The sequence below is a fragment of the Pseudarthrobacter sp. PS3-L1 genome, from assembly GCF_030063285.1.
Taxonomy (GTDB): domain Bacteria; phylum Actinomycetota; class Actinomycetes; order Actinomycetales; family Micrococcaceae; genus Arthrobacter.
Window position 1 is genome coordinate 97308 of record NZ_JASISU010000005.1, and the last position, 11804, is coordinate 109111.

At 62.0% G+C, this 11804-nt stretch carries 9 protein-coding genes; 8 read left to right on the forward strand and 1 reads right to left on the reverse strand.

Annotated elements, in window-relative coordinates; translation table 11 throughout:
• The first annotated feature begins 144 nt into the window (after positions 1-144).
• The 8 genes from coaD to QMG79_RS14640 all read left to right on the forward strand — a co-directional run bounded on the left by coaD (position 145) and on the right by QMG79_RS14640 (position 6664).
• Positions 145-645, forward strand: coding sequence for a pantetheine-phosphate adenylyltransferase (gene coaD, locus QMG79_RS14605; RefSeq protein WP_283539438.1), 501 nt, complete (start codon positions 145-147; stop codon positions 643-645).
• A gap of 167 nt (positions 646-812) precedes the next feature.
• Positions 813-1337, forward strand: coding sequence for a YceD family protein (locus QMG79_RS14610; protein WP_283539345.1), 525 nt, complete (start codon positions 813-815; stop codon positions 1335-1337).
• Between the two features lie 36 nt (positions 1338-1373).
• Entirely contained in the window at positions 1374-1577 is a 204-nt protein-coding gene (rpmF, locus tag QMG79_RS14615; protein ID WP_009356569.1) for a 50S ribosomal protein L32, read from the forward strand.
• Positions 1578-1592: 15 nt separating this feature from the next.
• Positions 1593-2369, forward strand: coding sequence for a ribonuclease III (gene rnc, locus QMG79_RS14620; protein ID WP_283539346.1), 777 nt, complete (start codon positions 1593-1595; stop codon positions 2367-2369).
• 6 nt (positions 2370-2375) lie between these two features.
• A complete protein-coding gene (gene mutM / locus QMG79_RS14625) occupies positions 2376-3326 on the forward strand; it encodes a bifunctional DNA-formamidopyrimidine glycosylase/DNA-(apurinic or apyrimidinic site) lyase (protein ID WP_283539347.1) in 951 nt (316 codons plus the stop codon).
• Positions 3327-3470: 144 nt separating this feature from the next.
• Positions 3471-4196, forward strand: a complete 726-nt coding sequence (locus QMG79_RS14630; RefSeq protein ID WP_283539348.1) for a hypothetical protein — start codon at positions 3471-3473, stop codon at positions 4194-4196.
• A gap of 3 nt (positions 4197-4199) precedes the next feature.
• Positions 4200-5621, forward strand: a complete 1422-nt coding sequence (locus QMG79_RS14635; RefSeq protein ID WP_502934753.1) for an MFS transporter — start codon at positions 4200-4202, stop codon at positions 5619-5621.
• The gene (locus QMG79_RS14640) at positions 5618-6664 is read left to right on the forward strand and encodes a TolB-like translocation protein (protein WP_283539350.1); all 1047 of its coding nucleotides are present in this window, start codon (positions 5618-5620) and stop codon (positions 6662-6664) included. The genes QMG79_RS14635 and QMG79_RS14640 overlap by 4 nt, the downstream gene beginning before the upstream one ends.
• Positions 6665-6951: 287 nt before the next feature.
• On the opposite strand, the gene QMG79_RS14645 is transcribed toward QMG79_RS14640, so the two are convergent.
• Complete coding sequence (locus QMG79_RS14645) at positions 6952-11736, reverse strand: DUF4082 domain-containing protein (protein ID WP_283539439.1); 4785 nt, start codon at positions 11734-11736, stop codon at positions 6952-6954.
• Between the last annotated feature and the right edge of the window lie 68 nt (positions 11737-11804).

Sequence of the window (11804 nt, forward strand, 5' to 3'; positions counted from 1 at the left end):
CGTAGCCTGCGGGGGTGGGGCCACGGCTGAAGCTTCAGGGATGCATGCAGGCGATTTCCTGATGGCGCAGCCCGCGGATGACGGCCGCAGAACCATTCCCCGCAGACACCCCGTTGCTGATTCCCATACGGTAAATTCATGACTATGCGACGCGCAGTATGCCCAGGCTCCTTTGATCCCATCCACCACGGCCACCTTGAGGTTATTGCGCGCGCCTCCGGCCTGTTCGATGAAGTGATTGTGGCTGTATCCACCAATCCCGCCAAGAAGTACAGATTTTCCCTGGCGGAACGCATCAGCATGGCCCAGGAAACGTTGGCTTCGCTCCGGGGGATCGTGGTGGAGCCTGCCAGTGACGGCCTGCTCGCCGAATATTGCCGCGCGCGGGGCGCATCGGCAATCGTCAAAGGGCTGCGCTCGTCCTCGGACTTTGACTATGAACTGCCGATGGCAACCATGAACCGTCAGTTGAGTGGTGTTGAAACGGTCTTCCTGCCTGCCGAATCTCGCTATCTGCACCTGTCCTCCACCTTGATCAAGGAAGTTGCCGGACTGGGCGGAGACGTCTCCGACTATGTACCCCGCTCCGTCTTGAAGAGGCTCCTTGCGGGCGAGCCGTCCCCGCAACCGCAGCCCGACCTGTAGGGTTGACCGGTACCTGCAGGCCTGATGGCCGCAAGGACCAGGCTGGAAAGTAGCGGATCCGTCCGCTGGCACCTCCCGGTTTGAGTCCTTCCGGGTGTTCGGGCTAAGATGATACGTCGGTCATATGTTCAACAGGAGTTCTCATTAAACGGAATGCAAGTTCGCCCTTGGTAATTGATGTCAAGGACCTTGGACGCAGTCCGGGTAGCATGCGAGTTCTTGAAGAGCACGTTGCTGCGCCGAGTGATCTTGGTGTCGCGCTGATTGGTGTTCAGGAAGGCTCGGATGTCGAGCTCGCCCTGAGGCTTGAGGCCGTATACGAAGGAATTTTGGTATCGGGAACCGCTGCCGTCGACGTTGTTGGCGAATGTGGCCGATGCCTGGATCCCCTTGGCTACGACCTTGAGGTTGATATACAGGAACTTTTCTTCTACGAGGGCAATGTGCCCAAGGCGGAGGAAGGCGAAGAAGAGCAATATCGCGTTGATCACGATCTTATCGATCTTGAACCGGTGTTGCGGGACGCAGTTGTAACAATGCTGCCGTTCCAGCCGGTGTGCCGGGAAGACTGCCAAGGCTTGTGCTCCGAATGTGGAGCCCGCCTGGAAGACGAGCCGGGGCACCACCACGAGGTCTTGGATCCTCGCTGGGCTGCCCTAGCTGATATGGCTAAGCCTGACCGGCAAAACTGATTTGTACGTGTTGATCTAGAGAGAAATGAGTTAGCCGTGGCTGTCCCGAAGCGGAAAATGTCTCGCTCGAATACCCGCGCCCGTCGCTCCCAGTGGAAGGCAACTGCCCCCCACCTGGTGAAGACCGTAGAGAACGGCCAGGTTACTTACAGCCTGCCGCACCAGGCAAAGGTCGTCACCGACTCTGCTGGTACTGCGCTGTTCCTTGAGTACAAGGGCCGCAAGGTCGCAGACGTCTAATCGGCCACACGGCTGATGACGTCTTCAACTGAAGAGCTTCTGAAGCGTCTCGGTGTCTCCATTGACGCCGGGACGCTTCGTCTTGCTCTGACACACCGTTCCTACGCATACGAAAACGGCGGGATCCCCACCAACGAACGCCTGGAATTCCTGGGCGATTCAATTCTGGGTTTCTCCGTGACCGATGCGCTCTACAGGGATAACCCGACCCTGCCCGAGGGAGAACTGGCCAAACGCCGCTCTTCAGTTGTCAGTACCCGCGCACTTGCCGGTATTGGCCGCAGCCTGGGCATTGGCGAGTTCATCTACCTGGGCCAGGGTGAGATCATCACCGACGGCAAAAACAAGGCCTCGATCCTTGCAGACACCATGGAGGCGCTGATTGGCGCCACCTACGTCTCCAATGGGATTGAGATCGCCCGGCAGCTTGTCATGCGCCTGGTGGGAGACCTGCTGAACGACGCCGCGTCCCTGGGCGCCGGTACTGACTGGAAGACGAACGTCCAGGAGCTTGCAGCAAACCGTCACCTGGGTGCCATCCAGTACGTAGTGGAGGGCTCCGGCCCGGACCACGCGCGGATCTTCAACGCGGTTCTGAATGTCGGCGGAGTTCCGTACGGAAAAGGCGCTGGCCACTCCAAAAAAGAAGCCGAGCAGGAAGCTGCGGCTGATGCCTGGCAGGTCCTCTCCGCTGCGAAGGCCGTACCCAAAAAGGCGACGACCAACGGTGCCGCTCTTCCGACGTCGGACCCAACCGGAGCCGTCCCGTCAGTGTCCCCACTCTCCACGTGAGCCTCCGTGCCTGAACTGCCTGAAGTTGAGGTGGTCCGCCGCGGCCTGGTGAGCTGGGCGCTGGGGCGCACCATCACCGCTGTCGATGTCCTGGACCAGCGGTCTATCCGACGCCACGCACTGGGAGTCCATGATTTCCGCGGCAATCTTGAGGGTACTGTCATTCGCGACGTTGTGCGCCGCGGCAAGTTCCTCTGGCTGCCGCTCGCTGAGCCCGGTGCAGCTCCCGATTCCATTCCCACCGTGGCTTTGATGGCGCATCTGGGGATGAGCGGCCAGCTCCTCATGCAGGGCAACAGCGTGCAGGACGAGAAGCACCTCAAGGTCCGGCTGCGGCTTAGTGGTGAGGCAGAGAAGCCGGAGCAGTTGAGGTTTGTGGACCAGCGGATCTTCGGTGGGCTGTTTGTCACAACACTGATTCCCACGAACGACGGCGGCCCTGGCGGGCTCTCCGAGACGCCGCTGCCGGTGATTGCCGCTGAGGCTGCCCACATTGCCCGCGATCCGCTGGACCCAGCGTTCTCCTTCGAGGCTTTTTATGCGCGGCTGCGGCAACGTAAGACAGGTCTCAAGCGCGCACTGCTTGATCAGGGCCTCGTTTCTGGAATCGGCAACATCTACGCTGATGAATCGCTGTGGCGGGCCAAGCTGCATTACGCGCGCCCGACCGAAACGCTGCGTCGCGCCGATGCCCTGCGCGTGCTGGACACGGCGCGTGATGTCATGGGTGACGCACTGGCTGCGGGCGGGACCAGTTTTGACGCTTTGTACGTCAACGTCAACGGTGCCTCCGGCTACTTCGACAGATCGCTCAACGCCTACGGGCAGGAAAACAAGCCGTGCCCCCGGTGTGCTGCTGTTGGCCTGACCTCGCTGATCAAACGTGAGCAATTCATGAACAGGTCCTCGTTCACCTGCCCCGTCTGCCAGCCCAAGCCACGGAACGGGCATTGGTAGGCAGACACGCTCACACGCGGTGCTTCTGCGACATCACCGTCTGCCCACTACTGACGGGCTCATGTGGAAACCCCCGGGAAAGTCAGCGGAAAAGATGTGGGAAAACGGCATGCGTTCCGGCATCCGCGGTGCCACACTGAAGCCATGTTGATGAAAAGACTCGCCCTGGTTGGGGCCGGCGTGGCCATCGTCCTGGCCGGCGGGGCACTTGTCCTGGACGGTCTCAGCAACGGGTCCGCGGACGTAGTAGCCGGAGCGAAACCCGGGGTCTCCGCTGAAGCCAGCCCGACGGCGTCGTCCGTCCCTGGAACTTCCACCCCCAGCGGCAGTCCCACCAGCACGCCCCGTGGTTCCGACGAAGCTGCTTCGTCACCAACGGGCCCGGCAGCCACCACCCCCGCTGGCCCGCAAGCCGACGCAGCAGCGCCCCGGGTCCTCGAAGTACCCCAGCCGGTCAGCTCGGGGCCAGTTAGCCTTCCTGCACCGGAACCGCTGAAGGCGCTGGTCAGCAGTCCGCTGCCGGACGTGGCAGTAAGCCAGGGAAAGATTGTGGACGGATTTCCCACCGACGTGGTGGTGTTGCCAGTAGGGACCACAGTCATTACAACAGGCGTGGCCAGCTCCGACGGAGTGCTGCAGGCAACTGCCGACGGAATCGTAGCCGTGACGCCCGAGCAGTTGCTGGCACACTTCCAGCAGTCCCTGCTGCCCCTTGGGTTTGTCTCGACAACAGCGCCGTCAGGCCAAGAACAGCAGGCGCTGGCCCTGACACGTGGGAACGACTCCGTCAACGTCACCACCTCCGTGACAGGCACCGGCAGCACCCGCTTCACGCTGCTCGCAAACCTCCACACCGAGCCGGAAGCCTGATTCGTGTACCTCTCCATGGCCGACCGAAAGGGCGGCGCAACTGACGAGCCCGTCGAGGAGTCCGCCGGGACCGGGATCCAGGCGCCTGTCCCCGTCAAGGCGACCACCCGCCGTTCCCTTCGGCCCTTCAGACTCTCCCCGGTGATCTTGTCCCTGGGGGTGGTGAGCATGCTCACCGATGTGTCTTCCGAATCCGTAGCTGCGATCCTTCCGCTCTATCTCACCGGATTCCTGGGACTGTCCACCATTGCCTTCGGCATCATTGATGGAATCAACCAAGGTGCCAGTGCGCTGGTTCGCATTGCGGCAGGCTGGGCCTCGGACCGGATGGGACACCCCAAGCGCATTGCTATTGCCGGATACGGGCTCTCGATGCTCGCGCGGGTGGGCTTCCTCTTCGCCGGTGGATTCTGGTCCATTGCCGGGCTGATCGCTGGCGACCGAATTGGCAAAGGAATCCGCACTGCACCGCGCGATGCCCTGATCACCATGTCAGCACAGCCTGAGCACCTGGCCAGGCATTTTGGAATCCACCGGATGCTTGACAACATTGGCGCGGCACTTGGGCCGTTGCTCGCGTTCTTCATCCTGATGCTCATCCCCAACGGTTACGCAACAGTGTTTGTTGTGTCCCTGGCTTTCGCCGTGATCGGAGTGGTTGCCCTGGTGCTGCTGGTTCCCGACCTGCGACCGGGGACCTGGGCCGGAAGGAACGCTGGGCGACAGCGTGCCGAGGTGGCTGCGGACATGCCCAGTGGTGCTGCGGTGGCTGCGGACATGCCCAGTGGTGCCGCAGCGCAGCGTGCTGAGAAAGCGACCCGACCGGCACTCCTGGTGTTCCGGTGGTCCCTTTTCCGCGAACCTGGGCTGGGTAGGCTCCTGGTGGCGGCAGGACTTCTGGGATTGCTGACAGTGGGCGACGGGTTCATTTACCTGGTTCTCCAGGATCGGGATGCTTTTGCCGTCCAGTGGTTCCCGCTGCTGTACGTCGGAACCAATGTGGCGTTCCTGCTTTTTGCGATTCCCATGGGTCGGCTGGCGGACAGGTGGGGGCGGGGCAGGGTATTTGTTGCCGGACACGCTGCCCTCCTGGTGTGCTATCTGCTCGCTGCGGCACCGCTCACGGGGTTGGGTCCCACGCTGGCCTGCCTGGCCCTGCTCGGAATCTTCTACGCGGCTACTGACGGGGTGCTGGCCGCGCTGGCCAGCCGCCTGGCTCCAGCGCACCTGCTGGCCACCGGAATCGGGGCCGCCCAGACCGTTGTGGCGCTGAGCCGAATGGCAGCATCCGCACTGTTCGGCGTCCTCTGGTTCGCCGTCGGGCCCTCCACTGCCATGGTGATTGTGAGCAGTGCCCTGGCGGTGGCGGTTGCGGTATCAGCCGTGATCCTGCGTGGCGCCACAAAGCAGGAAGCTGCTGCGTGAGCCCGGAACTTTCGACGCCGGTCACTGCCCGAACACGCTGGATCATCCTGCTGGTAATAACCGGGGTGGTGCTCGCTGGTGCGGGGGTATATGCAGTGAGTGCTTTCCAGCGTTTCCAGCAGGGCCAGCTGGCCGGATCGAGCGTCAAGGTAGCAAGCGGCGACACTGCCCTGCCAGTGGAACCGTTTGTCCTCTTCCGAAATACTGCTGCAGGTCAGGGCTACGGGAAGGCTGCGACGGTGCCGCTTGATGACGTTCAGGGCGCGCGGTCCGTGAGCGGTGTGGCTTGCGACAGGGTCTACGGCAACCACCAATCGATGGTGTGCCTGCGGACAAACCGCGGACTCGTGACCAGTTTCGAAGCGGCTGTCTATAACGCCGACTACCAGCAGGGGAGCAGCGAAGCCGTACCCGGTGTTCCCAGCCGGGCCCGGATTGACCCTACCGGCACCATGATGTCCTCCACCGTCTTTGTTACAGGACACTCTTACGCGGGGAGCGGTTTCTCCACTGAGACAGTTATCCGCCCACTTGCCGGCGGGGATAGCCCCGGGAACCTGGAAAAATTCACGTTTATTGTCAACGGTGAAACCGTGACCGCCACTGACCGCAACATGTGGGGTGTGACGTTTGTACCCGGTGACCCGGACTCCTTCTACGCCACGACGTCGTCCTCCGGGCGATTGTGGTTGGTGCGTGGCAGCATTTCCGCACGGACGCTGACCGCGGTTCACGACGGTGTGGAGTGCCCCTCCATTTCGCCGGATGGAACCCGGATAGGATTCAAGAAAAACACGGGAACCCAGGTGGCGCCGCACTGGAAGATCGCCGTACTCGACCTTGGATCGGGTATGGAAACGGTGCTTGCCGAAACCGCATCCGTGGACGACCAAGTGGAATGGCTGGACAACGACTTCCTGCTCTACGGCCTGCCGCGGGCAGATCAGCCAGGCGATTCCGACATCTGGAAGATCCCTGCAGTCCAGGATTCAGCGCCAGAGCTGTTTATTGAGCACGCCTGGTCCCCATCGGTGGTCCACTAGGGCGCTGTTGGGCTTGAACTGCCCACGCCGCAGGAGTTGGGCCGGTCAAGACCGCGCATGCGGATTCCGGCAATTCCAACAGGTGCGGTCAAAGGGAACATACCTGGTGCTGGCCCGCTACCTCCAGAAGCTCATCGAGATGCGGTATGGGCACCTTACCGAGGATCCCACTCGCAGATAGTTCGTCTGAGTAGTGAGAGTGAAACGGTCAGTCCATGGCTAGTGCTCGAACGCGGGGGACCGCACCCCACTGCAGGTCACTTTTGTGACCACCTTTGCGTGGAACCTCACTTGAGCGGGCTGAACACCACATCGACAAAGTAGTTTGTAGAAAGCGATGACTGGGTTGGCACCGTAGTTCCTGCGCCGAAGCGGTAAAGGCCATTTTGGCCCGACGGCGCTGTAAGGTTTCCGCTTGTCAACGTGGTGAGGAAGAACCCCGTGGTGTAGGAGAAACGTCCTACGGGCGCCGTGTAGGACACGACGTATTTTGCGCCGGGCGTCAGTTGCACAGGGGTCGAAAGAGCAGCTGTCTGCCAGCCGCTGGCGGTTTCGTTGCTGAATGTCACCTGTGCCAGACGGGTTCCAGTCGCATTCCACAGGGACCCCACATGAACCCCCGTGTTTCGGGTGCCCTTATAGAAGCGGATCCCCGTAACGGAGCCGGCTACCGATGCAGAGAACGATACGCCCAGCTCAGAAACGCGTGTCTCGATTGAGTTGGCAACAGCAGGTAAGCGGTTCGCCAGAAGGGTCTGATTAGGAGGATTTGCTGTGGTGAATTTCCAGGTCGTGGCGGCCAGGGCTGCCCCTGCGCTTGAGACAACATTTGATGCCGTCACTGTCACCACCGTATTGGCCGGTAACCATTGCGCTGGCGTGACAACCAGGGTTTTTGCATCCGCTGACAGCGCCGTGGTTGCGGAGACAGCTGCGGACCCGGCCAACAACGTCAGAGATCCACCGGGGGCCAGGGCTTCCGACACGGTGAGGCTGGGTTTGACGTCCCGCGATACAGCTGTGGCGTTCGGGGCTGGCGACTGCGATACGACGGAGACGGGTGGCGCCGCTGGAATCGTCGGCGTCGGCGTCGGTGTGGGTGTCGGTGTCGGTGTGGGTGTTGGTGGTGCCGTCGGGGTTGGTGTCGCTGTTGGGGTCCCTGCTGTAGCAAAGACCACGTCCACCAGGTAACTGGCACGTGATGTGGCGCCCGGGAACGGTCCAGGGTAGGCGAAGGCGCCTGAACTCTCCGCTGTCCGCAGCGGCCCACTGGTGAACCCGGTATCGAAACCGCCCGCAGTATAGGAGTAGGTGCCGGTGGGTGTTGTATAGGCCGCTATGTACTCCGTGTCCGCAGCCACCGTAATGGGCTGGTCGAATGTGGCGCTCTGCCAGCCGGCCGTGGACTCATTGGCAAAAGTCACGGTGCCCAGTTGCTGGCCACCGACGGTGAAGAGGTATCCCGTGTGGGTCCCGGTGTTGCCTGCAGATTTGTAGTAGCGGATACCGGTGATGGTGCCGGCGGAACTGCTCGCGAACCGAACGCCCAAGGTCAGTGCGGTGCCGTCGGCAACCTCCGCGGTGGTGGGTGTGACGGTGTCCTGGTAGAGCGTACACGGGCACGTTCCCTCGACTCGCGGCTCGGGAACTGTGCTGAAAGTCCATGTTGCACCAGCGCTCACTTGCTGTCCTGACGTGGAGATTGCAGCCAGGGTGGCAGTGAACGTTCCGGCCGGCGGCAACGCGGCGTCAGGAGTGAAAGTCACCTTCCTGCTCACGGTGTCGTAGGCAGTGGTTCCCGGGATGGTTGCGCCAGCGGCCGTTTTGAGGCCCAACGTCACTGAACCTGCGGTGGCAGGGGCAGACAGCGTGGCGGAGACGATGCTGGTGAGGGCCGCACTGGATGATCCGCCGAGGGGCGATTGGTTGCCAGCACTAAAAGGTTGCTGCGGGTACTGGACCATGACGTCCACCAGGTAGCTGGCGGATGATCGACTCCCAGGATAGTCGGCGGAGTAGGAATAGCTGCCAGCGTCCGAGTTTGCCCGGAGATTGCCCACACTGAGTCCGGGACCGAAACCATTGACTGTTGCCGAGTATGTTCCGGTGCTCGACTTATAGGCCACCACGTATTCTGTGTTGGCGCTCATGCTGACGGGTTGGCCGAATGTGGCGCTCTGCCACCCCTGACTGCTCTCGTTGGCGAAGGTTACGGTGGCCAACTGCTGTCCGGTCCCGGAGAACAGGTATCCGGTGTGGGAGCCGGTGTTGGCCGCTGTCTTGTAGAAACGCAGACCGGTCACAGTCCCATCGGCGACGCTGGCGAAACGCACTCCCAGCGACAGCGCGGTCCCATCCTTGATTTCCTGGATTCCGGGAACTGTGGCATCCGAGAACAGTCCGCAGGGGCATACGCCCGCCACGGGCGCTGCCTGCACAGTGGTAAACGACCAATTCCCGCCTGCCGTGATGGCTCCGCCGGTGGTGTCCGACGCCGAGAGTGTAGCCGAGTAGGTTGTTGCAGTTCCGAGCGGCCCAACGGGCGTGAAGACTGCCTTGCGGGTGGCCGCATCGTAGGTGGTGCTGCCGGCGACTGTGGCGCCGTCTGAGCTCTTCAGTGTCAGAACGACGCTTGCTGTGTTGATCGGCTTGGACAGTGTGGCACCCACGGTGGTGTCCTGGGGGACCGATGATGAACCGGGAAGCGGGAATTGAGTCGTCGCCGACAGAGGTGTGTTGTCCGTGGTCTCGAAGAGAGCGTCAACGAAATAGTTGCCGCCACCAAAATTCGACGTTGGCAGTGTTCCGGGCTGACCGTAGACTCCGGCTGGCTGGGCACCGAAACCGCCGGCAACAGTCAAAGGAGGCTGCGCTGATCCGAAGCTCGCCCATTGATAGGACTGAACTGCGTAGCGGCCCACGGGTGCTGTGTAGGAAATGGTGTATTTCTGCCCGGCGGTGACGGGGACCGAAGCGGGAAACTTTACCTTCTGCCAACCGGATGCCGTCTCGGCAGTGAAGGTTGCTGTGGCCAGGCGTTCGCCCGCCGCATTCCACAGGGACCCTGTGTGCGTTCCGGTGTTGGCAGCGCTCTTGAAGAACCTCGCCCCGCTGATGAAGCCATCGACGCTGGGGGTGACCTGCAGGCCCAACTCATACGAGCCGCCGTCACCGGAATCGGCCACGGTGGGCACTTGATTTCCGAAAACGGAGTACGGGCCGGTCAGGAGCAGATTGCGCGTGGCGACGGTACCAATATTGGCGCTGTCATCTGTTGCCCGAACCTTGATGGTGGCTGTCGCCAGGCCTTTCTGGAGGTAGTTGTAGGTCCAGTTCTGTTTTCCCTCGGCTGCGCGCCAGGTGGTACCACCGTCCGTGGATACCTCCACGCCGGCCACCTGGCCGCCCACGTCGGTGGCAGTCCCGGTGACAGTAACGCTGGTGCCGTGGGCTGCCGTGGTGCCTTCTGCAGGTGAAGTAATGGCCGACGTCGGACCTGTAGCGTCAGTGCTCGCTGTGGTTTGCGTCAAGGAAGGATCAAGGGTTCGCGCCTGTGCGCCCATGTCAGCGAAGAGGTTGACCTGTGCCTGCTGCATGCGGGAGTCCGCGGGTGCGCCATCGCCGTCGTGGAACTGGTCCAGGCCCCATGTCCATTGGACGGTCCCGGCTCCGAAGACAAGTGCACCACTGGCGGCTCGATAAAGGGTGACGTTGTGCGTGGTGGTACCGGCCTGGACCACGTTGCCGAAGTCCTGGAGGTATTGCGGGGTGGGACCGGTGCTGGTGGAAAGCCTGATCAGGCCAGCGGGGCGGAAGCCGTTGTCCAGGTCCTCGTCCGATTCATAGCCGATGGTGTGCGGCGCAAGAGCCTGGGAGGTTCCTGCCGCCAGGTTTGCCAGCGGCGTGTTGCGCCAGAGCCGCGTCTTGCCTTCCTCGGAGTTCACTGTGATGGGAAGGTCGGTGAAGTTGGAGACGTAGGCTGTCCCCGTTAATGCGTTTTCGGGCTTGCCGCCGCCATTGGCGGGCGCAGCGAAGCGCGGATCCCGCCATGTCCCGGTCCATCCCGGACTTGGATCAATCTTGGCGTTGGCCCAGGTTTCCTTATAGGACGTGATGGTTCGATGCGCGGAACCGTCAGTCGGTGAGGCGTCGAAGCTGGTGCGCCAGTAGACCTCGTTGCCGGACAGGAACTGCAGGTGTACGCCAGCATCACGTGCTGCCTCAACATTGGCCCGTTGCGCCCCTGACCAGTACTCGTCATGGCCCACGGACAGGAAGACCTTGTGGTTCAGGAGCTTTGCCCCGCTTCGGTCAGTGTCAGCGCTCGCGATGTAGCTGACGTCGTAGCCGTTCTTCTCCATGAACCGGACCAACGGATATTCGGCGCCGAAGTAGAAGTCCCGGCCCGCGGACTCTCCACGGGTGGCAAAGGGCCTGTTGTAACTGATCTTGTAGGCCCGGCCATTGGCGGCACCCTGGTAAAAGTCTGATCCGCCATAGGTGTTATATGCCTGCCAGGATGCATCGGAGGTCTGGAAGACGACGTCGGACTGGCTGGCGTCGTTACGGACCACAAAGGTGATGTGGCTCTTGCCGCCGGTATCAGCTCGCGTGAGAAGGGCCACGTACACTCCCGAAACGGCAGTTGCCGGGACCTGCCAGGTGGCCGAGACACCCCAGGTTCCGCAGTCGTAGAGTTCGGTGGTCACATCAGTGAGGCACTGTGGCTGGACCTGCTTCAGCACTGTAGGGGCGACGTCCGCCACCTTGCGGGCCCCCAGGCCCTGATACCAACCGGTGCGGAAGATAGCGATGGAGTAGTTCGCTGCACTGGTATCGATCTTAAAATCCACAGAATTGCCTGCATTGGTGCTCATCTGGGTGGCAAAGCCCTGGATCGCGGGATCACCAGCACCGTCGATGTCCCAGTCGGCCACAGGTGTCCCCGGCTTGGAATTCTCGCATGCAATGGCGTTGACTACTGGAGCGCACGGATCTGCCGCATTCGCTGCCGAGACCATGCCAAGGGGAAACTGCAGGAGTCCAGCTACGACCGCCAGGACGGTGATCATCACGCACCTGGCCAAGTACCTGGCCAGGAAGGGGCCGCGTTGCAGGCCCTGCCCGCGTCCGCCCCGGT

Coding starts and splice junctions, on each gene's coding strand:
- QMG79_RS14630 (WP_283539348.1), top strand. CDS start 3,471: ATGTTGATGAAAAGACTCGCCCTGGTTGGGGCCGGCGTGGCCATCGTC.
- QMG79_RS14645 (WP_283539439.1), bottom strand. CDS start 11,736: ATGATCACCGTCCTGGCGGTCGTAGCTGGACTCCTGCAGTTTCCCCTT.
- coaD (WP_283539438.1), top strand. CDS start 145: ATGCGACGCGCAGTATGCCCAGGCTCCTTTGATCCCATCCACCACGGC.
- rnc (WP_283539346.1), top strand. CDS start 1,593: ATGACGTCTTCAACTGAAGAGCTTCTGAAGCGTCTCGGTGTCTCCATT.